This is a genomic window from Janthinobacterium sp. PSRC1-1 (genome assembly GCF_049897525.1).
Classification (GTDB): domain Bacteria; phylum Pseudomonadota; class Gammaproteobacteria; order Burkholderiales; family Burkholderiaceae_D; genus Janthinobacterium; species Janthinobacterium tructae.
The window spans coordinates 497,286-519,794 of sequence record NZ_JAFCWK010000004.1; the positions used below are offsets into that span (position 1 = coordinate 497,286).

Here is a 22,509-nt window from a genome sequence, read left to right on the forward strand (position 1 = left end):
ATGCTGACCATCCTCGCCATCACCTTTCCGTTCTTCGCCCTGGTGCTGTGCGGCTATCTGGCCGTGCGGCGCACGCTGCTGCCGCTGGCCGCCATCGGTGGCTTGAACAGTTTTGTCCTGTACTTCGCTCTGCCCTGCATGCTGTACCGCTTCGGCGCCGCCACGCCCATCGCCCAACTGCTCGACGCCAGCGTGTTCGGCGTCTACCTGCTATGCGCGCTGATCATGGTGGGCGTCACCACGGCCATGACGCTCAGCCACCGCATCGACTGGAACAACGCCGCCTTCGGCGCGCTGGTGGCGGCCTTCCCGAACACCGGCTTCATGGGCGTGCCGCTGCTATTGACCTTGCTCGGGCCCCGTTCCTCGGGCCCCGTCATCGTCACCATCGTCGTCGACTTGCTCATTACCAGCTCGTTGTGCATCGCGCTGTCGCGCATCGGCAGCGGCGGCGCGCACGGCAGCCGCGCGGCCGTCGTCAACGCCATGAAGGGCATGGCGGGCAACCCCATGCCATGGGCGATCGTGCTCGGTGCCTTGACGTCGTGGCAGGCACTGGCTTTGCCCAAGCCTTTGACGCAGACGGTGGGCCTGCTGGCCGACGCCGCCTCGCCGGTGGCCCTGTTTACCATCGGCGCCGTGCTGGCCCGGTCGCAGATGAGCACCAGCGATCCGGCGCCGCTAGGCGAATATGTCCCGGTGGCGCTGAAAAAACTGCTGCTGCATCCGCTGCTGGTATGGGGCATCGGTCACGCGGCCATCGCGCTGGGCGCGCCGCTCGATCCGTTCGCGCTGACCTGCATGGTGCTGGTGGCTTGCCTGCCCAGCGCCAGCAATGTGTCGCTGTTGTCCGAGCGCTTCGGGGCGAACACGGCGCGCATCGCCCGCATCATTCTGGTGTCGACGGCGCTGTCGTTTTTGACGTTTTCGGCGGCCGTCAGCTGGCTGGCGTGATGTTCGCGGCGATCAGCGCACCGAGTGCCTGCGCCGCGCCGGCTTGATGGTTCAGCGCCAGGCCGTGGGCCATGCTGGCCTGGTCTTGCATGCTGCGGTTCTGTCCCAGCTTCCATTTTCCCGTGATGCGCGTGAGGGGAATTTCGATGCCGACGATGGCTTTTAACAGCTTGTCGATATAGTCGGCCGGCGCATCGCTCACCCGCCACGGCGCGGCTTGATCTGCCTCATGGCGCGCCGTCAGCCGCTCCACCAATCCCAGCAGCCATGCCGCGTCGTCGATGGCGCGCAGGGGGCCGTGCGCGTGCACCACCGCATAGTTGAAGGTGGGGACTTCCCTGCCGCTGCGCTGCTTTTCCTGATACCAGGCGGGCGTGATGTAGGCGTGCGGCCCCTGGAAGATCAGCATGCATTCATCGTCTTCGCCGGCCGCGCGCCACAGCGGGTTGGCGCGCGCCACGTGGGCGCGCAGGATGCCGAATGGGGCGTCAAGCGTGGGTGCGGCGATCTCGAACGGCAGATGGTCGGCGCACAGGCCATCGGCGCCGTGGCGCACCAGCGCGCCCAGCGGATGCGCGGCTATCAGGCCATGCAGCACGTCGAGGCGTTCTTCGCGGAAGGTGGCGGGCGTGTACATCTAGGCGACGCCTTCCACGACCACGTCGGCCGTCAGCGAATTGGCGATGTAGCAGCGCTCGTGCGCGTCGTGGTGCAGGGTGGCCAATGCCTCTGGCGAGGGCGGTGTTCCCGCGAAGGCGATGCGCGGGCGCAGCGCGATGCGCGTCATGGCCAGGCGGCCCGCGGCATTTTTTCCCAGCTCGCCGACGGCGTCGTCGCGGTAGTCGTCGATGACGTAGCCGCGCTGCGCTGCCAGCGACAGGAAGAACAGCATGTGGCAGCTCGACGTGGCGGCCACCAGCGCTTCTTCCGGATCGATATTCTCCGCTACCGACATGGGCAGCGGCACGGACAGGGGCGATGACGAGGCGGGGACTGTCAGGCCGCCGTCGAATTGCCATTCATGGCCGCGGCTGTAGCGCTGGCCGGCGAAATCCTGGCCGTCGCGCTGCCAGGCCACGGTGGCGAAAAACTGATGCATGGATGCTCCACGGGAGTCAGAGGGGATGCGTCATCTTAGCGCCAGTCTTGGCTATTTAAAACAGCCAATAAGTGCTATCTTGAAGCTACCAATTCAAGTACCGTCCGCCATGCCCGCTTCCCACCTGAACCAGATCATCGCCGCCTTGCCGCTGCAGCGCGGCACCACCGAACCGCTGTTTCGCCAGCTGTATGCGGCCATCAAGGCTGCCATCCTCGATGGCCGCATGAGTCCCGGCATGCAGCTGCCGCCCACGCGCGACTTTTGCCGCCTGCTGGCCGTGTCGCGCCAGACGGTGCTCAATGCGTACGCGCAGCTGGCGGCCGAAGGCTATCTCGATGGCGCCGTGGGGCGCGGCACCTTTGTCAGCCGCGACGTTCCCTTGTCCGTACCGGTGGCCGCGCCGGCCGGAAAGATGGATGCGCCCGGCCTGCTGCGGCCCCTGTCGGCGCGCGGGCAGGGCGTGGTGGCGGCCATGCGCCAGGTGGCCTTCCACCGGGGCCCGCTGCGCGCTTTCCGCGTCGGCATGCCGCGCATCGACCATTTTCCATTCGACGTGTGGAACCGCCTGGAAGCGCGGCGCTGGCGCCGCCCCGACCACCAGTTCGGCTACAGCGACCCGGCCGGCTACCTGCCGCTGCGCGAGCTGCTGTGCGTGTACCTGAAGGCCTCGCGCGGCGTGCAGTGCACGCCGCAGCAGATCGTCATCACCTCGGGTTCGCAGCAGGCGCTGTTTCTGTTGTCGACCATCCTGCTGGCACCGGGCGACGCGGCCTGGATGGAGTCGCCCGGCTACCGGGGCGCCAGCGGCCCACTGCGCGCGGCCGGCGCGCGCGTCTTTCCGGTGCCCGTCGATGCGCAGGGGCTCGACGTGGCGTATGGCGTGGCGCACTGCCCGCAGGCCAAGCTGGCCTACGTGACGCCGTCGCACCAGATGCCGCTGGGCGTGAGCATGAGTTTACCGCGCCGCCTGGCCCTGCTGGCCTGGGCCGCACACAACAAGGCCTGGCTGGTGGAGGACGATTACGACAGCGAATACCGTTACACGGGCGCGCCGTTGGCGTCCCTGCAAAGCCTGGACCGCGATGGCTGCGTGGTGTATGTGGGTACCTTGTCGAAAGTGATGTTCCCCGGCCTGCGCCTCGGTTACATGGTGGCGCCGCCCGCGCTGGCCGAGGCGCTGGTGCAGGCCAAGGCGGTGATGGACCGCCACACGGCCATCGTGCCGCAGATGGCGCTGGCGGACTTCATCGCCGAGGGCCACTTTGGCCGGCATATCCGCCGCACGCGCGACAGCAATGCCGAACGGCGCGACCAGCTGCTGCGCGGCCTGGCGCGCGAACTCGACGACCAGCTCGCGTGCGGCCCGGCCGACAGCGGCCTGGAATTGTGCGCGTACTTTCGCGCCGGCCACGATGAAGAAACGGTGTCGCGCGCGGGGCTGGAACGGGGCATCGAACTGCGTCCCCTGGGGCACTATGCCGATCCGGCGGCTGGGCCGGCGTGCGCCACGCCGCCCGGACTGCTGCTGGGCTTTGCCGCCATTGCCCCGGCAGAGATGCAGCACGGCCTGCTGGAACTGGGGCGCCTGCTGCGCGGCCGATAAACTATACTGGTGCTTGCCCGCACATGAAGAACACGACCATGACTATTACCCGCTGCGCCTGGGCCAATCCGGCCAATCCCCGCTACCTTGATTACCACGATACGGAGTGGGGCGTGCCTTGCCACGACGAGCGCCGGCTGTTCGAGATGCTGAACCTGGAAGGCGCGCAAGCTGGCCTGAGCTGGGAAACCATCTTGAATAAACGCGACACCTACCGCGCCGCTTTCGATGACTGGGACGCGGAGAAGATCGCCGCGTATGGCCCGGAGAAGGTGGCGCAGCTGCTGGCGGACCCCGGCATCGTGCGCAACCGCCTGAAGGTGGCGGCAGCCATCACGAATGCGCAAGCCTACCTGCGCCTGCGCGCGCAAGGCCAGACCCTGGACAGCTTTTTGTGGGCGTATGTCGAAGGCCAGCCCATCGTCAACAGCTGGCAGCCGGGCGAGTTTCCCGCCAAGACGGCCTTGTCCGACACGTTGTCGAAGGACTTGCTCAAGCTCGGTTTCAAGTTCGTCGGCTCGACCATCGTCTACGCCTACATGCAGGGTATCGGCATGGTCAACGACCATGCGCCGGCCTGCTTTTGCCGCGCGGGGCATTGATGCGCCGCCCGCTGGTCCTGCTCGACACGGATTTTGACGCTGCCCGCTTGCGCGCCGCCTGCACGGCGCATGGCGGGCGGCGCCTGCATTACATCGCGCTGGCGCCGCGTCCCGTCGATGCCAGCCACTTGCCCGAGCAGTGGCGCGCACAGTGGCCGCTTTGCGTGTCGGGCCTGCACCGCATGGTCTCGCACGACGGCCTCGTCACGCTCGATGTGCTGATCGGCGAGCCCGATGCCTGCCTGGCGCAATTGTCGGCGCGTGTCGATGAAGTGCTGCTGGCGTGGGTGCCTGCCGCCATGGCGGTGCTGGCGCGCCTGATGGTCGATGGCGGCCAGCTGCATGCGCTGCACCTGGACGAGACACAGCGCGCGGAGTTGCAAAGGAATGGTTTTGTCTTCGACGAAAGCCGCTTGCGCGCCGTGTTTTATGCGCGGCGCGCAGAGTACGCGGCCGTCACCGTGCCCGAGCGGCGCGCCATCGTCATCGGCGCGGGCGTGGCCGGCGCGGCCGCCTGCGAACGGCTGGCCGCGCGCGGCTGGAAGGTGACCCTGATCGAGCGCCACGCGCAGCCGGCCAGCGCAGCGTCGGGCAACCTGGCCGGCATCTTCATGCCGTTGCTGTCGAAGGACGACAATATCGCCACGCGCCTGACGCGCGCCGCCTATCTGTACTCGCTGCGTCGCTGGAAAGACCTGGGCGGCATCGGCGCCGCCATCGAGGGTGCGCAAAGCGGCGTGCTGCACCTGGCGCGCGACGGCGCGCATGCGCAGGTGCAGCGGCAGATCGCCGCCAGCGGCCTGTATCCGCGTGAATTCGCCCGCTGGCTGGAAGCGCCCGAGGCGAGCGCCATGCTGGGCGCGCCGGCGCCCGATGGCGCCTGGTGGTTCGCACAGGGCGGCTGGGCGCGTCCGTCTTCCGTCTGCGCGGCCATGCTGGACGCTTGCGGCACCTTGCTCACGCGGCGCTTTTCCAGCAGCGCCCTGCGCCTGGAACGTGGCGATCAGGAGTGGCTGGTGCGCGATGCGGACGGCGCCCTGATCGCGGCGGCGCCCACCGTCATCCTGGCGGCCGGCACGGGTGCCGTCGATTTCGAACAGGCGGCCGGCCTGCCGCTGGACGCCGTGCGCGGCCAGGTCACGCACCTGGCCGAAGGCAGTCTGCCATCCTTGCCGTTCGTCGTCTGCCGCGAGGCCTACATGACGCCGGCATACCAGGGCGTCGTATGCGTGGGCGCGACCTATGCTGCCGATGCAGACAGCAGCCTGCGCATGGATAGCCAGCACGACAATATCGCGAAGATCGCCGACATCCTCGCTCTATCTCCGTTCGAGGCGCCGCTGGCCGGGCGCACGGGCTTTCGCTGCATGGCGCCGGACCGCCTGCCGCTGGCGGGCGCCTTGCCCGATCCCGGCGTGCCAGGCCGCTGCGAGCGCCTGCGCGACGTGCCGCGCTGGCCCGGCCTGTTTGGCTTGCTGGGGTACGCTTCGCGCGGCCTGATCTGGGCGCCGCTGGCGGCCGAGCTGCTGGCGTGCCAGCTGGAGGGGGAGCCGTTGCCGCTGGAGCGCCAACTGGCAGAGGCGCTTGATCCTGCCCGCTTCCTGCTGCGGGAACGCCGCCGCGCTGTTTGAGCGTTGGCGCAGAGCAGGCGAGGGCTGGGGTCAGACCCCCAACACCGCTGACGCAAAGCTTGGCGCCAACGCATATGAGGGTCTGACCCCATATGCGGACGCTCCGCGCGTAGTCCCTATATATGTTTTTCAGCTTTCCAAACTCTTTTTAATTTGTTTTCCGAACAACATAAGTTCGCTACAGTGGACTCGTGCTGGTTTTTGACGACGGAATAAAGAGGTGGAACGATGGCTGCTGCAGAACTGATTTTCGACCCCCGCGCCGCGCACGGCGAGGCGGCTTTTGACGAAGTACTCCATCTCGCGCGCACCCAGGCGCAGGCGCAGGGCTTGCCGTATGCGGGCATCGTCAGCGCGCAGGATGCCTGGCAGCTGGTGCAGGCTGGCAAAGCCGTGCTGGTCGACGTGCGCACCAATGAGGAACGCACGTTCGTCGGCTACGTGCCGCAATCTTTGCACGTGGCGTGGGCCACCGGCACGGCCATGCACCGCAATCCCCGCTTTACGCGCGAACTGGAAGCGAAGGCGGGCGGCAAGGATGCCGTCGTGGTGCTGCTGTGCCGCAGCGGCAAGCGCTCGGCCGCGGCTGCCGAAGCGGCCGCCAAGGCCGGTTTCACGCACGTCTTCAATATCGCGCAAGGCTTCGAGGGCGACCTCGACGCGCAGCAACAGCGTGGCCACAGCGGCGGCTGGCGCTGGCATGCGCTGCCCTGGCTGCAAGATTAAATCTCTTCCCGGAGCCACCATGCACCAGCGAGCCATTCCCCCTGTCTCCCTTGCCGCGCAGCCGCAATGGGAACTGCGCCAGATCGTCGACGAATTGCGCGCCGTACGCGCGCAGTGGCGCGAAGGATTGGCCGGCAGCCAGGAGTGCGGCGCGCGCGAATTCCCGTCGCGCCAGCACTTGCACGACATCATCAAAGCCCTGTGCGCGGCCCTGTTTCCCATGCGCCTGGGCCCCCTCGACCTGCAGCAGGAGAGCGAAGATTTTTTTGTCGGCCACACGCTCGACACGACGCTCACGGGCCTGCACGAACAGGTGCGGCGCGAACTCAGTTACCACGCGCGCCAGCACGGCTTGCAGCAGACGGTCTCCATCGAACAGCAGGCGCTGGCCATCGTGCAGCGCTTCGCCCGCGCATTGCCGCGCATCCGCTCCCAGCTCGATACGGACGTGGCGGCCGCCTTCCATGGCGACCCGGCCGCACACAGCGTCGATGAAGTGCTGCTGTGCTATCCGGGCATCCTGGCCATCATCCACTACCGCCTGGCGCACACCCTGTATGCACTGGGCGCGCCGCTGGTGGCGCGCATCATCGCCGAAGTGGCCCATTCGCAGACGGGCATCGACATCCACCCGGGCGCCAACATCGGCAGCAGCTTTTTCATCGACCATGGCACGGGCGTGGTGATCGGCGAGACGGCCATCATCGGCGAACGGGTGCGCATTTATCAAGCCGTCACCCTGGGCGCCAAGCGCTTTCCCGCCGGCGCCGACGGCGTGCTGAAAAAGGGACTGGCGCGCCACCCCATCGTGCAGGACGACGTGGTCATCTACGCGGGCGCCACCATACTCGGGCGCGTGACCATCGGCCAGGGTTCCGTCATCGGCGGCAATGTCTGGCTGACCCGCAGCGTGGCGCCCGGCAGCCATGTCACGCAGGCGCATAACCAGCAGGAAGCAACGGATTTGCCGGCGCCATCGCCCCCCGCTTTTGCCCACCACCCATGAGGACAGCATGTTGATCAAACAGTTTGGACTGGCCGTGCGCCAGTTGCGCGAAGGGCATGGCTGGTCGCAGGAGCGGCTGGCCGAAGCGGCCGACTTGAACCGCTCGTTCATCGGCGAAATCGAACGGGGCGCCGCCACGCCGTCGCTGCTGACGGTGGAAAAACTGGCCGTCGCGCTGGGCGTCGGCCTGGCGGGATTGATGGCCCGCTGCGAGCCGGAATTGGTGGATTAAAGCGGGTCGATGAAAACGTCGCGTTGATGGCGATAGCATGTTGAGAGAAGAGGGGAGACGTCCGATACTTTATTCGTTTTTCAGATAAGCATATTCACTTTTCTCATCAGGAGTAGTCATGACAGTAGCAACAGAGAACCAGTTCGCGCTGGGCGATAACGCCGCGCGCCAGCTGGCCAATGCAAGCAAGAGCGTCCCCCAGTTATCCACGATCACGCCGCGCTGGCTGGTGCACCTGCTGCAATGGCTGCCCGTGGAAGCGGGTATCTACCGCCTCAATCGCGTGAAAAATCCGAAGGACGTGCGCGTGGCCTGCTCGCAGCGCGACGAGTCGGAACTGCCGCAAACCTTCGTCGACTATGACGACCAGCCGCGCGAGTATTTTCTCAATGCCGTCAGCACGGTGCTCGATGTGCACACGCGCGTGTCGGACCTGTACAGCAGCCCGCACGACCAGATCAAGGAGCAGCTGCGCCTGACCATCGAGACGATCAAGGAGCGCCAGGAAAGCGAACTGATCAACAATCCCGACTACGGCCTGCTGGCCAGCGTGCACGACGACCAGCGCATTTTTACCCTGACGGGCGCACCCACGCCGGACGACCTCGACGAACTGCTGACGAAAGTGTGGAAGGAGCCGGGCTTTTTCCTCGCGCACCCGCTGGCCATTGCCGCCTTCGGCCGCGAATGCACGCGCCGCGGCGTGCCGCCACCGACCGTCAGCCTGTTCGGTTCCCAGTTTTTGACCTGGCGCGGCGTGCCGCTGGTGCCATCCGACAAACTGCCCATCGAAGACGGCAAGACGAAAATTATCCTGCTGCGCGCGGGCGAGCAGCGCCAGGGCGTGATCGGCCTGTTCCAGCCTGGCCTGGCGGGTGAGCAAAGCCCTGGCCTGTCCGTGCGCTTCATGGGCATCAACCGCCACGCGATTTCGTCCTATCTGATTTCGCTGTATTGCTCGCTGGCCGTGCTGACCGACGATGCGCTGGCCGTACTGGAAGATGTGGAGATCGGTAAATACCATGACTACCCAGACACCTACAAGTGATGGCGCGGCGGCCCTGGCGCCGTCGTCCCTGTTGCCCGATGAAGCGACCCTGAATCGGCTGGCCGGTGAATTTTTTGCACGCCTGCCGGGCTTGGACAAGTCGCCCAGCCTCGGTGGTTTCGGCAGCGTGCTCGATGCGGCGCCCCGCTACGCCAACCGGCCGCCGCCGCAGCCCGGTCCCTCGTTCGCCGCCATCGCCCCCGGCGTGGCGACGGCGCAAGTGCCGCCCGTGACGGCGCCGCTGGAGTCGCCGATTGCGCCGGCGCCGGCTTCCGTGCCAACGCCGCGCGCGTCGAGCCTTGGTGCACCGTCGCCCTACTATTTTGTCGGTGGCGCGCATGGCTATCCCGCGTCGAACGGCAAGCTCGATGGCCTGGCGCAGCAGGGGCTGGGGCAGGTGGCCCCCGATGCCACGCCGCAGCGCTCGCCCGCGCGCCAGCTGCCCGTATCGCCGGCCAACAGCCAGCCCGCGTTCTATTTCCAGACCGAGCTGCCCGCAGCGACGCCGCCGGGCCAACGCCAGGCGCCCGCGCCGTTCGACGTGCACGCCGTGCGGCGCGATTTTCCTGTGCTGGCCGAACGGGTCAACGGCAAGCCTTTGGTGTGGTTCGACAATGCGGCCACCACGCACAAGCCGCAATCGGTGATCGACCGGGTGTCGTATTTCTATGCGCACGAGAATTCGAACATCCATCGGGCGGCGCACGCACTGGCGGCGCGCGCCAGCGATGCGTACGAGGCCGCGCGCGCCAAGGTGGCCAATTTTCTTGGCGCCGCGTCGGCCAATGAAATCATCTTCGTGCGCGGCGCCACGGAAGGCATCAATCTGATCGCCAATACCTTCGGCCGCAAGTACATAGCCAGCGGCGACGAGATCATTGTCTCGCAGCTTGAGCACCACGCCAACATCGTGCCGTGGCAGCAGCTGGCGGCGGAAAAGGGTGCGACTCTGCGCGTGATTCCCGTCGACGACAGCGGCCAGATCATCGTCGATGAATTCCGCAAGCTGCTTAACGGGCGCACCAAACTGGTGTCCGTGACGCAGGTGTCGAATGCGTTGGGCACCGTCACGCCCGTGGCACAGATCATCGCGCTGGCGCATGCGGCCGGCGTGCGCGTGCTGGTCGATGGCGCGCAAGCCGTGTCGCACCTGCGCGTGGACGTGCAGGCGCTGGGCGCCGATTTTTACGTGTTTTCGGGGCACAAGGTGTTCGGCCCGACGGGCATCGGCGCCGTGTATGGCAAAGCGGACTTGCTGGAGCAATTGCCGCCGTGGCAGGGCGGCGGCAACATGATCGCCGACGTCACGTTCGAGCGCACCGTCTACCAGGGCGTGCCGAACCGTTTCGAGGCGGGCACGGGCAATATCGCCGATGCCGTGGGCCTGGGCGCGGCCATCGATTACGTGCAGCGCATCGGCCTGGACAACATCGCCGCCTACGAGCACGCGCTGCTGGAATACGCCACGCACCACCTGCAGGCCATTCCCGGCGTGCGCCTGATCGGCACGGCGCTGGAGAAGGCCAGCGTGGCCTCGTTCGTGCTGGCTGGCTACGCGCCGGCGGAAGTGGGGCGCGCTCTGAACGACGAGGGTATCGCCGTGCGTTCGGGCCACCACTGCGCCCAGCCGATTTTGCGCCGCTTCGGCGTGGAAGCGACCGTGCGCCCGTCCTTCGCCTTCTACAACACGTATGAGGAAATCGACCGGCTGATCGCGGTGGTGCGCCGCCTGGCGGGTGCGCGCCGCTGATCTTGCCGGCTTGTCAAGACTATGCCGCCCTTGCGCCAGCGGGGGCGGCGTTGTTGCGTCAGGTCACGGTCTTTGCGCGCGGCTCGCTGGCGTCCGCAGGCTGGCGGTATAATTTATCCTTGGCAATATTCAAGCTGCGGCCCCAAGGAGATACCCGGTGGAAAATCAACACAGCTCGCCCGAGCTTTTCCTGTTCCTGGCGTCGACCGTGCACGACATGAAAAATTCGATCAGCGTGGTCAGCGGCACTTTGGAGTCGCTGCTGGCGGCCGAGCAGGCCAAGCCCGCGCCCCAGGCCGACCCCGCCTACCTGCAGATGGCGCAGATGCTGTACCAGACCAAGCGCCTCAACGATAACCTGATCCAGCTGCTGGCCCTGTACAAGGAAGTGGGCAAGCCCGGCTACCCGTTCGACGTGCAGCCGCAACTGGTGAGCCAGGTCATCGACCAGGTGGTGGACCAGGAAAAGATCCTGCTGGCCTCGAAAGGCATCCGCCTGGAGACGGCTTGCCCGGCCGAGCTGATCTGGACCCTCGATGAAGACCTGGTCATCGGCGTGCTGGCGCATGCCATCAACAACGCCATCCGCTACACGAAGGACACGATCCGCCTGTCGGTGCGCGAGCACGACGACATGCTCGAGCTGCGCGTGGACGATAATGGCGACGGCTACTCGCAGGCGCTGCTCGACGCGGGCAGCGCAGCCATGGATGGCATGGCGGCCGGCGTGAACTTTTCCACCAACAGCACGGGACTGGGCCTGTATTTTTCCAGCGAAGTGGCGAAGATGCACAAGCACCGGGGCCGTAGCGGAAGCATCGCCCTGGAAAATAGCGGCGCGCTGGGCGGCGGCTGTTTCATCCTGCGCCTGCCCTGAACGAGGAATTCATGACGACAGAGAGCCACGCCACCGCCGCCGAAGCGGGCAGCACCGACTGGGCCGACAAGCATTATCTGCTGGTCGACGATTTCATCGGCATCCGCATCCTGCTGCGCGAATCCTTGCGCAACCTCGGTGCGCGCCATATCGACCAGGCGGCCAGCGGCGGCGAAGCCATGAAGCTGCTGGCCAAGACGCGCTATGACGTGGTGCTGTGCGATTACAACCTCGGTGAAGGCAAGAATGGCCAGCAAGTGCTGGAAGAGACGCGCGTGCGCAACCTGACGGCGCCGTCGAGCGTGTGGCTGATGGTGTCGGCCGAGAAAAGCGTGGAATCGGTGATGGGTGCGGCCGAGCACCAGCCCGACGCGTACCTGATCAAGCCGATCACGGAAGGCGTGCTGCTGACGCGGCTGAACCGCGTATGGCACAAGAAGCAGGTGTTTCGCGAAATCGACCAGGCCTGCATGGAAAAGGACTATTTGCGCGCGGCCAGATTGTGCGACGCGCAGATCGAGCTCAACAAGCTGCACGCGCTGGAATTGCTGCGCATGAAGGCATCCTTGCTGCTGAAAAGCGGCGAGCCGGAAAAGGCCCGCGCCGTGTATGAAAAAGTGCTGGCCGAGCGCGATTACAGCTGGGCCAGGGCGGGTCTGGGCAAGATCCGCATGAATAACGGCGAGCACGAGGCGGCGCGGCAGATCTTCCAGGGCGTGATCGTCGAAAACAAGTATTACATCGATGCCTATGATCAGATGGCCGTCGCGTACCAGCTGATGGGCCAGCATGAGGAAGCCTGCGGCGTGCTGGAAAAGGCGGCGCGCCTGTCGCCCAATTCCGTGCCGCGCCAGCGCAATCTGGGGCTGGCCGCCTTGAAGGTCGGCAATGTCAGCATGGCGGAAAAGGCTTTTCGCAAGTGTATTTCCATCGGTGAATTTTCTGTCATGAAGACGCCGGATGCCTACCTGGGCCTGGCGCGCGTGTGCGGACTGAAAAAGGATGCCAAGGAGGCGCTGCAATGGCTGTTGCTGGCGCAGCGTGAATTCCCGCCCGAGCAGATCGGTTTGCGCGCGAAGATCACGGAAGGGATGGTGCACCACGAAACGGGCGATTACCGGCGCGCGCGCAAGTGCGGCGACGAACTCGAAGCCATGCTGCTGGAAGACCCGGCGCGGCCCGAAAAAAGTATCTGCATGGAACTGGCCACTTTGCTGTTCGCCGTCGGCGTCAAGGATGCGCCGGCCGGCCTGCTGTGCTACGTGGTGAAGAACAACCACGACAACCAGGTGGTACAGGACGAGGTGCAAAAGATCTTCGACAAGGCGAAGATGGGCGACGAAGGCACCAGCCTGATCATCGCTGCGCGCAAGGAAGCGTCGGACTTGATGAACAAGGGCGTGCTGCTGTGGAAGACGGACAAGCTCAACGAGGCGGTCGCCTGGATGCGCGCGGCACGCGAAAAACTGCCCAACAACCTGCGCATCCTGTTCAATTCCGCGCAAATCATCGTGTCTTTCCTGGAGCAGCGCGGTTACCAGGCGGAATTGGCGGCCGAAGCCATGGAAGTGTTGTTGTATGTAGACAAAATTGCACCGGGACAGCAGCGCTTTGCGCAATTGATGGAGCAACTGGTGCAGCTGACGCCGCCGCCCGGGCCGGAACAGGCCATCGAAGTGCCGGAAAAAACGCCGCCGGCGCCGGAAAAAGGGGGAAAATCCGTGCGCGAGCGTGCCGGATGATAAACTAGGGGCCAGCGTGGGTTCGCCCGTGCTTGAGTTGCTTTACAACAATAAGGAAGAAACTATGCGTGATGTGGTCAATGAAGTGTACAAAAAAATGAAGGTCGGCAGTATTGCCTGGGTACGCCCGGTCGCCGCCAAGGGAGACACGCTGGAAACATTCCAGTCTTCGTACGAGCACGCCAAGGCGCTGGCCGACGAAGGCCTGATCACGATCGGTGACGTAAAACGCCAGGCCGACAACATGATCGAGGCGATCCGCATTCATCGTATCGCCTGATCATATCGCTGGCTTGCGTATCAGGCCTTGCCTGGTGCTTTAGCCTTGGGCGCTGCGCGTTTCGCGGGCGCCTTGCGCAGCGGGGCCTTGGCCTTGGCTGCCGTGCCTGCTTCCGCAGGCTTGGCGGACTTGCTGGCCGCTGGCTTGGCCTTGGCGCCACCGCCGAAACTGGCCGCTGCCGCACTGGCGGCGTCGGGCGACATTGCCGTCGACACGGCCTGCTTGAACTGATCTTGTAACAAATTCCACCAAGCACTTGGATTGGCCAACTGGGCTGCTGCCTGGTTGCCGGCATCGTCGGGCACCGCCGCAACCGGTTCCGGCGCGGGCGCAGGTGCGGGCACCGGTTTCGGTGCAGGCGCGGGTGCCGCAGGTGCTGCCTGCTGGAAAAACGCGGAAGCGTAGGGCACCGATTCAAAGACGCTTTTCTCGCTGGCGCCCGGCTGAGTGATGGCCGCCGCCAGTGAAGCACCCATCGATTTCAGCGTGGCGATGGTGCCGCGCTGTACTTCCAGCGCCTGGATACTGCCGCGCAGCATGCTGGTATTGAGGTTCAGCCATGCTTCGACGGCTTTCAGATCGCTGATTTTCTTGTCCAGCTCTTCCACCGACATGGTGGGCGCCGTGATGCCGGGCATGCCCATGCCGGGCACGCTCATGCTGCCCCACAGGTTTTTGACGAAGTCGAGGGTATCGGTCACAACTGCTGCGCCCGGTATTTGGGGCATTTGCGGATTTGCCATGCGAAATCTCCTGGTAGGTGGATGTCCCTAGCGTAGCAGATATCAGCTTGCAACTGACGCAACGCTGCCAACATTTTCTTACATTAAACATCAGGAGTTGAGCGCGGGCAAGAAGCGGGAAGTGGGGTGGAAGCGGTACACTACGGCCTATGATGCCCGACTCCTTCTTTTCGCCACCGCGCCGCCGCACCGTCATCTTTGTCGCGGTCATCGGCGCACTGCATTACGTGGCGTTGGAATGGCTCACCTCGCATGCCCGCATGGTGCCGCTGGGGCAGCATCATGCGCAGATGGTCAGCATGGCCTTGATCGCCGAGCCGCCCAGGCCCCTGCCAGTGGTGCCACCACCGCCGCCGCCCGAGTTCCCCATGCCCAAGCCCAGGCCGCCGCCACCGCCGCCGCCGACGGAACTGGCGTCGAGCGAAACGCCCCAGTGGACGGCGCCCGCCAGCGAGGTGCCGCAAGGCCCGGCCACGACCGAACCGGCCGCGGTGGCTGCCCCGGCCATCACGGCGCCGGTGCCCGCCGTGGCGGCTGCGCCCGCGCCAGCTGCCGCGCCGCCACCCGTCGAGCAGGCACGGCACTACAAGACGAATGTGCCTGCCTCGGCCCAGTTCGACCTGCATGTGGACCGGCGCGATGCCGACGGCACCAAGTGGCAGGGCGTGGCCGCCATGGCGTGGGACAACAAAGGCGATACCTACCAGCTGACACTGGAAGTGGGCTTGAGCATGCTGATCACGCGCATCAACCTGCTGGTGCTGACCAGCGAGGGCGTGATCGATGCCAGCGGCATCGTGCCCGTCACGGCCACGGAAAAACGCAAGGGCCGCGCGCAAACGGCCACGCATTTCAAGCGCGACGCCAAGGCCATCACGTTTTCGGCCACGACGGCCACGGCGCCATGGCAGGAGGGGGCGCAGGACAAGGCCACGGTGCCGTTCCAGCTGGCCGCCATCGGCCGCGCGGACGTCAACCAGCTGGCCGGCAATATCGACATCCTCGTCGGCGAGGAAAAGGAAGCGACCGTGTTCCGCTTCCAGCTGGTGGGCGAGGAAGAACTCGATACCAAAATGGGCCGTCTGGTGACCTGGCATCTGCGCCGGCCACCGAAGCCCGGCACGTATTCGTCGCAGCTCGATATCTGGCTGGCGCCGTCCATGCAATGGTATCCGGTACAAATACGCAATACCGAGGCGAGCGGGGCGCTGACCACGCAAACCGTGACCCAAATTCGCGTCAATGACGCTACAGGAAAATAAATGATGACTTTGAGTACTTTAAAACGCGTGGTGCTGGCCAGCTTGCTGGCCGCCGCCCTGACTCCCGCCATGGCCGACGCGCCCGTGGAGCATCCCGTCATCAAGCGCCCCTACAAGCTGGCGCCATCGGCTGACCTCGTCTATTCGATCAAGGCGAAACAGCGCGGCATCGGGCTGTCCGGCGAATCGGTCAGCAACTGGCGTGCGGGCGATGGCAAGTATTCGCTGCTGGCCGAAACCAAGGCGGCCCTGTTCGGCAAGATTCTGGAGCAGCGCAGCGAAGGCACGGTCGACGATTTCGGCCTGGCGCCTTCTCAATTCGTGGAAAAACGTTTCCGCAAGGAAGCGGCCACCACCACGTTCAAGCGCGACAGCAAGACCATCGTCTTCAGCGAGGGCGATGACAGCTATCCGCTGAAAGGCGGCGAACAGGACCGCAACAGCACCGTCTGGCAACTGGTCAGCGTGGCGCGCGCCACGCCCGAAAAATTCACGCCCGGTTCGGAATGGAGCTTCTTCGTGGCCGGCCGCCACGATGCCGAGCCGTGGACCTTCAAGGTCGTCAAGGAGGACAAGGTCGCCACCGGTATGGGAGAGGTCGCCGCCATCCACCTGGTCAAGGCGCCGCCGCCGGACAAGAAGGGCCAGCAAGTGGACCTGTGGCTGGCGCCGTCGCTGGAATGGTATCCCGTGAAGGTGACGTTCGCCGATGAAGACGGCGATTACGTCGAGCAAACCTTGCAAAAGATCGTCAAGAAGTAGGTTTCTACGCTTGCTTGTATTCGATTTTCTTACCCCAAAGCAAGTGCTGGGGTCAGTCCTGGCGGATTGGAATGCCTTCCATTGGAAGGCATTCCCCCAGGCGGGTCTGACCCCGGACTGCCGCCTCCGGCGATCAGTCGAATTGCATGTCAGAACTGATATACTGACGCCCCCGCCCCGCAGCGCTGCGCTAGCCCGCTGCGCCGCCCGCTGAACACTCATCCGGAAAAGAATGATTGATATAATGGCAAGTGCAGCCGTGGCTACGGATGCACATCAGACAGAGCAAGAGCATCACGATTCCTTGCAGGCGCATTTCCAGCCCAATATTTCGGCCGACGAGATCGAGCAGGTGTTTCACTTGAAGCGGGCGCAGCCTTTGCTGCAAGTGTTTACGGCCCTGTTTCATGGCGGTTTCGATGGCGTGCTGGTGCGTCTGCTGGTGTTGCGCGAGCTGGCGTCCGATGCGGCCACGTCCGCCTATACGCGCGCCGATATCAACACCAAGCTGGCGTATCTGTTGCCGGAAAGCCTGGAAACGGTCTTGCTGCGCCTGCGCTCGAACCAGCTGCTGGCCTGGGATGCGCAGCAGGGCGTGTACCGCGTCACGCCCATGGCGCGCAATGTGCTGTCCGCCATCGACAGCCTGCTGGGCCTGGGCCAGACGGAAGACGAAGCGGAAATGGGCTTTTTGCTGTCGCAGGTGGCCGGTGCGCAAGCCGTCGGCGGCGTGTCGGTCGAGCAACTGCAGCATTTGCTGGGCCGCCTGGTGGATTTGACGGAAGAGTTCTCCGACGCGATTGCCTCCGGTTCCGAATTCCGGCTGCGCACGGCGCAGGCGAAGTGGAACATGGCCTGCGACTGGGTGGAAAAAGGTTCGGAAATCCTCGTGGCGATTACGTCCGATGAAAACGCGGACAGCGCCACGCACAAGGCGGCGCAGGCGATCGGCCGCGCGCAAAGTAAATTGTTGAACATGCAAGGCATGTTTTCGCGCGCGCTGAACCAGATCGAGCGCCAGCGCGTGCACCTGGGCCAGTCGGGCCTGTCGACCACGGACATCAAGCGCTGGCTCTTGCTGCATGACGACCTGGCCAGCCTGGCCGAGGGCGCCATCGACCAGCCCGTCGTGCCCCTGTTTTCCACGCCGGCCGAGATGATCGACGTGGCCGAAACGGAACTGCTGTCCGAACGGGCGGCAGGTGTCATCAACACGGGCCTGCCCAGCGGAGAGGACGCGCCCACCACCATCAGCGACGGACCCGCCATGCAGCTTGAACTCGATGACTTGCTCGAACGCCTGTCGAACTTTGCCAGCCTGGGCAATTTCCCCAGCATCGGCGAAGAAGGGCCGAAGAGCGTACCGGTGCAGGACTCGCTGCTGCCGGCCAGCTTTGCCGTGGCCTCGTACCGCGCCTCGATGCTGCCGCTGCTCGGCGACGTGTCCGAAGCGAGCTTGCAGGGATCCACGGCCGAACTGGCCCGTTTGCCGATCACCTTTACACCGACCGACGAGATGGTCCAACTGACCGACCCCCACGTGGCGGCCATGTCGATCGCCTCGCTTTCACTGAATGTTTCACTTGATTTAGATAGCGGCACTGCCGATGAATGACGATTCCCAAATCCTGATTGCGCGCCTGCTCACGCATCAAACCCTGCGCCGCGACGACAAGCTCGTCAAGCGCGTGCTGTCCGACGAGCTGTTCCGCGCCGAGATCGATGCGCGCCTGCTGGCCTGCGGCTTGAAATTGCTCGACAACGTATATGCCGACCATGTGACGCTGGCCCTGACGCGCACCATCGAGCCGAAGATCTTCGGCGCGCGCGACGTCTGGCAAAACAATAATTTCGGTTTGGCGCGCGATGGCGTGGCCTTGCTGGTGGTGCTGTGGGCGCAGATCATCCTGCCCAAGCGCGAACGCCAGGAAACGCACCAGCATGCCGATGACGATCAAAATGATATGTTTGGCACGGAAAAACCGCTGCCGCGCGCGGAAGACGCCTCGATCGGCATTTCCTACAAGGCGCTGCTGTCGGACTTCGGCGACAAGCTGGGCAAGAAGACGCGCATGGACATGAACCTGGGCACCCTGGCCAAGCTGGGCTTCATCGAGCGGCGCGGCGACTTCATCCTGGAAGGCCCGCTGCTGGACCTGATGATGGATACCGACGTCCTGAAAGAACGCATCATCAACGGCGCCCTGGCCGACGTGTTCAAGCGGGCGCCCGCGCGCCTGGTGGCTGTCGATCCTGACGCCGACCTGGCAGACGACCTGTCCGCCGACATCGGCGGCTTGCCCGACGCCGGCGACGAGCCTGCGTCCGACCTCCCTCACTGAAAGCGCCCATGTTTCATATCAAATCACTTGAACTGGTGCACTGGGATTACTGGCAGCGCATCAAGAATATTCCGCTCGACGCGAAGATCATCACCATCGCGGGGCAGAACGGCTCGGGCAAGACCACCTTGCTCGACGCCTTGCGCACTCTGTTCGGCCTCGATTGCTCGATGGGCCGCACGTATAAACACTATGCGCGCCACTCGGGCCAGCAGACGGCCTGGCTGCGCGCCGTGGTCGACAACAAGAACGTGGGCAAGCAGCTGTCGAACCGCCCGTTCCGCAGCTCCGGCTTCTTCAGCGACGATGAAGTGACGCTGTTTTGCCAGATCCAGAAAAATGGCGGCGACTGGAAGCGCCAGTATCTGATGCGTCCAGGCAATGTGCAGATCGAAGACATCACGGACGCCAACGACTGGCTCGGCGTGGAAAACTACCGCAAGCGCCTGGCCAATGCGGGCCTGTCGCCCGCCATGTCGAAAGTGCTGGCGCTGGAGCAGGGCGAGACGGACAAATTGTGCGAATACGCGCCGCGCCAGTTGCTCGACCTGGTGTTCCAGGTGTTCGGCGACAAGGAAGTGCTGGACGCCTACGACGAAGCCAAGCGCCACCAGCGCGATACGGAAGTGGAGCTGAAACGCTTCGAGACGGAACTCGAGGCGTCGAAGACCAACCTGGAAGGCTTGCGCCTGCGCGTAGCCAATTACCACCAGTGGGAAGGGCTGCATAAAGAGCGCCGCAACTTGCTGGAAGAAGTGCTGCCCAGCTTGCAATACCACGAGGCGCGCGAAAAGGCGGCTCAGGCCAGCCGGCAATTGCGCGATGCGCGCAAACCGATGGCGCAGGCGGACCAGCAGCTGACCGATAAACGCAATGCGCTGGCGGCCCAAGCGAAGGCCCTGTCCGACGCACAGATGAACGAAACCTTGCTGGAGCAGGAATCGATCGGCTTGCAGAGCCGCTTGTCCCTGATCAATAGCAAGCTCAAACCGCTGGACAGCCTGCTGGAACAGAAGGACCGTTTGCACAAGCTGGCAGCTGACTCGGGCAGCGACATCGCCGAAGTGACGGCGCAGCTGGAACAGAAGGAAGCGCAATTGCTGCAGCAGCGCCAGCAGCGCGACGCCCTGTCGGCGCGCATCGCGGGCGAGCAGGCGACGATTGCCGCGCTGCAAGGCAAGACGGCCATGCCGGAGCCGGACAATGTGCGCGGCATGCGCCGCGCGCTGCGCGACGCGGGGATATCCCACGCGATGCTGTCGGACATCGTCGAAGTGACGGACAGCCGCTGGCAGGGCGCCGTCGAAGGCGTGCTGGGCGGTTACGCTTCGGTGGTGCTGCTCGACAAGGCCAAGGATGCGGCGGCCGCCTACCGCCTGGCCGAGAAGGAGCGCTACCGCCACTTCATCGTGCCCGAGCTGGTCACGGCGCCTGTCGCGAAAGACGAGAGCTTGCTGGCGGTGGTGAAATTTTCCGCTCCCGTGCCAAGCTGGCTGATCGAGCAGCTGTCGCGCATTGCGCGTGTCGATTCCGTCGAAGCAGGTTTTAAATTGGGCAACCACGAAGAGTGGATCACGCCCGAGGCGTATCACCGCGAACGCCGCGGCGGGCGCTCGCTGTTCGTGGAAGCGTCGCGCTACCGCTTCGGCCAGGCTGGCCGCAGCGGCCGCCTGGAAGCGCTGCTGCGCTCCTTGCCGGGCCTGGAAGGACAGGAAGATACGCTGACCCTGGCGATCTCGAAACTGGCGGCCGAAGTGGGCGCCCTGAAAGCGCGCATCGCCGGCGTCGACGCGGCCAAGGAACTCAGTGCGCGCCAGGAAGAATTTGCCGAAGCGCTGCGCAACTCGAAGCCGCTCAAGGAAGAGCGCCTGGAAGTGGGCGGGCGCCTGGGCGAGCTGCAAAACCTGACGAAGAACGCCACCGTGGCGCGCACGCGTGCAGATACCGTGTGGCAAAACGCGCGCCTGGCGTTGTCCGAAGCGGAAGCCGGTGCGCGCCTCGGCTACAAGAAGCAGATTGAACAACGCGCCGAGCATGCGCGCGCCTTGCTGGCCTTGCGCCATGCATGGCGCCATCTGCCGAAAAGCTGGCGCCGTCCCGCGCGCCGCGCGGCGCTCGTCGCCGAGCACCAGAATGCGCACCAGGTCGATCTGCGCGTGGCCAGCCTGCAAAACAGCCTGGCGCGCGACGACTGGGAACTCGACGCCACCGTCATCGATCAGCATCACCGCCTGTCGGACCAGCTGCATGGCCGCCAGTCGGAAACGGACGAGCGCCGCTACCAGAACAATCGCGCCATCGAAGCGACGGGCAATGCGCGCGGCGCCTACATGGAACGCTTGCGCTACACCATCAAGACCTACAGCAAGAATATCAAGGAGCTGGGCGAGCTGGCCGGCATCGAAGTGCATGCCGACCCCGTGCGCCTGGAAAACGACGACGTGCAGCTGTCGCAGGCGGGCTTGCACGTGCGTTTCAAATTTGACGGCAAGGGCGTGATCGGCATGAACGATGGCGAAGCGTCGGGCGGCCAGCAGGTCATGAAGTCGCTGGTGCTCTTGATCGGCTTGCTGAAATCGGAAGACGGTTCCGGCGGCTTCGTCTTCATCGACGAACCGTTTGCCCACCTTGATATCCGCAACATTCAATTGGTCGGCGAATTCCTGAAAAACACGCAAGCGCAATACCTGATGACGACGCCGTTGACGCACAACACCGATGTCTACGATCCGTCGGAACTGACCTTGATCACCAGCAAAAAGAAAAAGGATAGCCAATGGGCACAACCGATTTTCGTGCTGCAGCGGCGCATCGATCCCGTATCGGGCAAGGCCGCGTGATGGCCGTGCGCAAGCTGGTTTCGGCCATCGCCGTGTCGCTGGCCGTGCTGGCGGGGACGGCTGCGGCCAACGACGGCATCGGTTCCGTCAGCGCGGGCGGCATCCTGTTCGGCAAGACCGATGCCGTGGCCATGAAAAAGGAAGTGCTCAGCGTGAGCGCGGAATTGATCAAGGTCGAGTACGAATTCCTCAATGAATCGGCCAAGGACGTGGAAGAGACGATCTTCTTCCCCTTGCCCGAATACGCGGCCGGCTACCATGGCTCGCCCACGTATTATGGCCAGCCGCAGCAGTTTACTGTTGACGTGGATGGCAAGCGCAAGGACTATCAAACCACGTTTGTCGCCAAGCTCGACGCCAAAGACGTGACGGCCCGGCTGCGCCAGCTGGGCCTGTCGGACGCGCAGATCGCGTATTTCCCCTCGCACACGCCGTTCGACAAGAAAGTGGCGCCGCTGACGGCCGCGCAAAGCAAGATCATGATCGGCGAAGGCTTGCTGGCCCAGCTGTACGATGAGGAATGGGTGCCGGCCTGGACCGTGAAAGTCATCTACCTGTGGCAGCAGAAATTTCCCGCCGGTAAAGTCGTGCGCGTGCGCCATCAATATGCGCCATTCGTCGCGGCCGGCCCCGGTGCGTCCTACCTGGGCGATGGGAATGCCTTTGAAAAGAAATACTGCGGCGACAAGGCCTTTTACAAGACGTGGAACCGCCTGGCGGCCAAGCAGGGCGAAAGCGGCTTCGTCAATGCCGTGTGGGTGTCGTATATTTTGACGACGGGTAACACCTGGAAGAATGGCATCGAAGACTTTACCTTGAACCTGGTCAAGGGCAAGTCGGACGAGCTGGTCAGCCTGTGCTTCCCCGGCACGTTCACCAAAATCAACCCCACCACCTTGCAAGTCAAGCTGCGCAACTTCCATCCGCAGCAGGATCTGGATGTGTACTTCGGCAATGTCGAGGGCACGGTCAGCCACGATGGCGTGGCGCCGCAGATCCGGCCATAG

21 protein-coding genes are annotated in these 22,509 nt (G+C 64.6%); 18 read left to right on the forward strand and 3 right to left on the reverse strand.

Annotated elements, in window-relative coordinates; genetic code table 11:
* Window positions 1-954, forward strand: a complete 954-nt coding sequence (locus ACP7DW_RS11570) for an AEC family transporter (protein WP_426054892.1) — start codon at window positions 1-3, stop codon at window positions 952-954.
* Here ACP7DW_RS11570 and ACP7DW_RS11575 read toward each other — a convergent pair.
* Entirely contained in the window at window positions 938-1,591 is a 654-nt protein-coding gene (locus tag ACP7DW_RS11575; RefSeq protein WP_426054891.1) for an FMN-binding negative transcriptional regulator, read from the reverse strand. The two genes, ACP7DW_RS11570 and ACP7DW_RS11575, sit on opposite strands and share 17 nt — an antisense overlap.
* Window positions 1,592-2,053: an OsmC family protein gene (locus ACP7DW_RS11580; RefSeq protein WP_426054890.1), complete on the reverse strand. Its 462-nt coding sequence runs from the start codon at window positions 2,051-2,053 to the stop codon at window positions 1,592-1,594.
* Between the two features lie 79 nt (window positions 2,054-2,132).
* Here ACP7DW_RS11580 and ACP7DW_RS11585 point away from each other — a divergent pair, with 79 nt between their 5' ends.
* The 11 genes from ACP7DW_RS11585 to ACP7DW_RS11635 all read left to right on the forward strand — a co-directional run bounded on the left by ACP7DW_RS11585 (window position 2,133) and on the right by ACP7DW_RS11635 (window position 13,553).
* Window positions 2,133-3,659 carry a PLP-dependent aminotransferase family protein gene (locus ACP7DW_RS11585; protein WP_426054889.1) on the forward strand — a complete coding sequence of 509 codons (1,527 nt, stop codon included), beginning with the start codon at window positions 2,133-2,135 and terminating at the stop codon, window positions 3,657-3,659.
* Between the two features lie 38 nt (window positions 3,660-3,697).
* Window positions 3,698-4,261 (forward strand): DNA-3-methyladenine glycosylase I, encoded by a 564-nt coding sequence (locus ACP7DW_RS11590; protein ID WP_426054888.1) that lies wholly within the window; start codon window positions 3,698-3,700, stop codon window positions 4,259-4,261.
* The gene (mnmC, locus tag ACP7DW_RS11595; RefSeq protein WP_426054887.1) at window positions 4,261-5,892 is read left to right on the forward strand and encodes an FAD-dependent 5-carboxymethylaminomethyl-2-thiouridine(34) oxidoreductase MnmC; all 1,632 of its coding nucleotides are present in this window, start codon (window positions 4,261-4,263) and stop codon (window positions 5,890-5,892) included. Before ACP7DW_RS11590 ends, mnmC begins: the two co-directional genes overlap by 1 nt.
* A gap of 228 nt (window positions 5,893-6,120) precedes the next feature.
* Window positions 6,121-6,618 (forward strand): rhodanese-like domain-containing protein, encoded by a 498-nt coding sequence (locus tag ACP7DW_RS11600; RefSeq protein WP_298404932.1) that lies wholly within the window; start codon window positions 6,121-6,123, stop codon window positions 6,616-6,618.
* A gap of 19 nt (window positions 6,619-6,637) precedes the next feature.
* The gene (epsC, locus tag ACP7DW_RS11605; RefSeq protein ID WP_426054886.1) at window positions 6,638-7,624 is read left to right on the forward strand and encodes a serine O-acetyltransferase EpsC; all 987 of its coding nucleotides are present in this window, start codon (window positions 6,638-6,640) and stop codon (window positions 7,622-7,624) included.
* Between the two features lie 7 nt (window positions 7,625-7,631).
* Window positions 7,632-7,856, forward strand: a complete 225-nt coding sequence (locus ACP7DW_RS11610) for a helix-turn-helix domain-containing protein (protein ID WP_070305409.1) — start codon at window positions 7,632-7,634, stop codon at window positions 7,854-7,856.
* A 118-nt stretch (window positions 7,857-7,974) separates the two neighbouring features.
* Window positions 7,975-8,904 (forward strand): family 2A encapsulin nanocompartment shell protein, encoded by a 930-nt coding sequence (locus tag ACP7DW_RS11615; protein WP_128141157.1) that lies wholly within the window; start codon window positions 7,975-7,977, stop codon window positions 8,902-8,904.
* On the forward strand, window positions 8,879-10,654 hold the full coding sequence (locus ACP7DW_RS11620) for a family 2A encapsulin nanocompartment cargo protein cysteine desulfurase (protein ID WP_426054885.1): 1,776 nt from the start codon (window positions 8,879-8,881) through the stop codon (window positions 10,652-10,654). The genes ACP7DW_RS11615 and ACP7DW_RS11620 overlap by 26 nt, the downstream gene beginning before the upstream one ends.
* Window positions 10,655-10,811: 157 nt before the next feature.
* On the forward strand, window positions 10,812-11,531 hold the full coding sequence (locus tag ACP7DW_RS11625; RefSeq protein ID WP_426054884.1) for a sensor histidine kinase: 720 nt from the start codon (window positions 10,812-10,814) through the stop codon (window positions 11,529-11,531).
* 11 nt (window positions 11,532-11,542) lie between these two features.
* Window positions 11,543-13,273, forward strand: coding sequence for a response regulator (locus ACP7DW_RS11630; protein WP_426054883.1), 1,731 nt, complete (start codon window positions 11,543-11,545; stop codon window positions 13,271-13,273).
* Window positions 13,274-13,337: 64 nt separating this feature from the next.
* On the forward strand, window positions 13,338-13,553 hold the full coding sequence (locus ACP7DW_RS11635; RefSeq protein ID WP_010394693.1) for a hypothetical protein: 216 nt from the start codon (window positions 13,338-13,340) through the stop codon (window positions 13,551-13,553).
* A 20-nt stretch (window positions 13,554-13,573) separates the two neighbouring features.
* On the opposite strand, the gene ACP7DW_RS11640 is transcribed toward ACP7DW_RS11635, so the two are convergent.
* Window positions 13,574-14,296 carry a PhaM family polyhydroxyalkanoate granule multifunctional regulatory protein gene (locus tag ACP7DW_RS11640; RefSeq protein WP_426054882.1) on the reverse strand — a complete coding sequence of 241 codons (723 nt, stop codon included), beginning with the start codon at window positions 14,294-14,296 and terminating at the stop codon, window positions 13,574-13,576.
* Window positions 14,297-14,445: 149 nt separating this feature from the next.
* Here ACP7DW_RS11640 and ACP7DW_RS11645 point away from each other — a divergent pair, with 149 nt between their 5' ends.
* From ACP7DW_RS11645 to ACP7DW_RS11670, 6 genes are all read left to right on the forward strand, one after another.
* A complete protein-coding gene (locus tag ACP7DW_RS11645) occupies window positions 14,446-15,558 on the forward strand; it encodes a DUF3108 domain-containing protein (protein WP_426085207.1) in 1,113 nt (370 codons plus the stop codon).
* Window positions 15,559-16,320 (forward strand): DUF3108 domain-containing protein, encoded by a 762-nt coding sequence (locus ACP7DW_RS11650; protein ID WP_426054880.1) that lies wholly within the window; start codon window positions 15,559-15,561, stop codon window positions 16,318-16,320.
* A gap of 244 nt (window positions 16,321-16,564) precedes the next feature.
* Complete coding sequence (locus ACP7DW_RS11655; protein WP_116743079.1) at window positions 16,565-17,935, forward strand: hypothetical protein; 1,371 nt, start codon at window positions 16,565-16,567, stop codon at window positions 17,933-17,935.
* Complete coding sequence (locus ACP7DW_RS11660) at window positions 17,928-18,662, forward strand: hypothetical protein (protein WP_426054879.1); 735 nt, start codon at window positions 17,928-17,930, stop codon at window positions 18,660-18,662. Before ACP7DW_RS11655 ends, ACP7DW_RS11660 begins: the two co-directional genes overlap by 8 nt.
* A gap of 8 nt (window positions 18,663-18,670) precedes the next feature.
* On the forward strand, window positions 18,671-21,502 hold the full coding sequence (locus ACP7DW_RS11665) for an ATP-binding protein (protein ID WP_426054878.1): 2,832 nt from the start codon (window positions 18,671-18,673) through the stop codon (window positions 21,500-21,502).
* Complete coding sequence (locus tag ACP7DW_RS11670; protein ID WP_426054877.1) at window positions 21,439-22,509, forward strand: DUF4424 family protein; 1,071 nt, start codon at window positions 21,439-21,441, stop codon at window positions 22,507-22,509. Before ACP7DW_RS11665 ends, ACP7DW_RS11670 begins: the two co-directional genes overlap by 64 nt.

Excerpts from the sequence above, each read along its gene's own strand:
- ACP7DW_RS11570 (WP_426054892.1), top strand. The coding sequence starts at position 1 with ATGCTGACCATCCTCGCCATCACCTTTCCGTTCTTCGCCCTGGTGCTG.
- ACP7DW_RS11575 (WP_426054891.1), bottom strand. The coding sequence starts at position 1,591 with ATGTACACGCCCGCCACCTTCCGCGAAGAACGCCTCGACGTGCTGCAT.
- ACP7DW_RS11580 (WP_426054890.1), bottom strand. The coding sequence starts at position 2,053 with ATGCATCAGTTTTTCGCCACCGTGGCCTGGCAGCGCGACGGCCAGGAT.
- ACP7DW_RS11590 (WP_426054888.1), top strand. The coding sequence starts at position 3,698 with ATGACTATTACCCGCTGCGCCTGGGCCAATCCGGCCAATCCCCGCTAC.
- mnmC (WP_426054887.1), top strand. The coding sequence starts at position 4,261 with ATGCGCCGCCCGCTGGTCCTGCTCGACACGGATTTTGACGCTGCCCGC.
- ACP7DW_RS11600 (WP_298404932.1), top strand. The coding sequence starts at position 6,121 with ATGGCTGCTGCAGAACTGATTTTCGACCCCCGCGCCGCGCACGGCGAG.
- epsC (WP_426054886.1), top strand. The coding sequence starts at position 6,638 with ATGCACCAGCGAGCCATTCCCCCTGTCTCCCTTGCCGCGCAGCCGCAA.
- ACP7DW_RS11610 (WP_070305409.1), top strand. The coding sequence starts at position 7,632 with ATGTTGATCAAACAGTTTGGACTGGCCGTGCGCCAGTTGCGCGAAGGG.
- ACP7DW_RS11615 (WP_128141157.1), top strand. The coding sequence starts at position 7,975 with ATGACAGTAGCAACAGAGAACCAGTTCGCGCTGGGCGATAACGCCGCG.
- ACP7DW_RS11620 (WP_426054885.1), top strand. The coding sequence starts at position 8,879 with ATGACTACCCAGACACCTACAAGTGATGGCGCGGCGGCCCTGGCGCCG.
- ACP7DW_RS11630 (WP_426054883.1), top strand. The coding sequence starts at position 11,543 with ATGACGACAGAGAGCCACGCCACCGCCGCCGAAGCGGGCAGCACCGAC.
- ACP7DW_RS11635 (WP_010394693.1), top strand. The coding sequence starts at position 13,338 with ATGCGTGATGTGGTCAATGAAGTGTACAAAAAAATGAAGGTCGGCAGT.
- ACP7DW_RS11640 (WP_426054882.1), bottom strand. The coding sequence starts at position 14,296 with ATGGCAAATCCGCAAATGCCCCAAATACCGGGCGCAGCAGTTGTGACC.
- ACP7DW_RS11645 (WP_426085207.1), top strand. The coding sequence starts at position 14,446 with ATGATGCCCGACTCCTTCTTTTCGCCACCGCGCCGCCGCACCGTCATC.
- ACP7DW_RS11650 (WP_426054880.1), top strand. The coding sequence starts at position 15,559 with ATGATGACTTTGAGTACTTTAAAACGCGTGGTGCTGGCCAGCTTGCTG.
- ACP7DW_RS11655 (WP_116743079.1), top strand. The coding sequence starts at position 16,565 with ATGGCAAGTGCAGCCGTGGCTACGGATGCACATCAGACAGAGCAAGAG.
- ACP7DW_RS11660 (WP_426054879.1), top strand. The coding sequence starts at position 17,928 with ATGAATGACGATTCCCAAATCCTGATTGCGCGCCTGCTCACGCATCAA.
- ACP7DW_RS11665 (WP_426054878.1), top strand. The coding sequence starts at position 18,671 with ATGTTTCATATCAAATCACTTGAACTGGTGCACTGGGATTACTGGCAG.
- ACP7DW_RS11670 (WP_426054877.1), top strand. The coding sequence starts at position 21,439 with ATGGGCACAACCGATTTTCGTGCTGCAGCGGCGCATCGATCCCGTATC.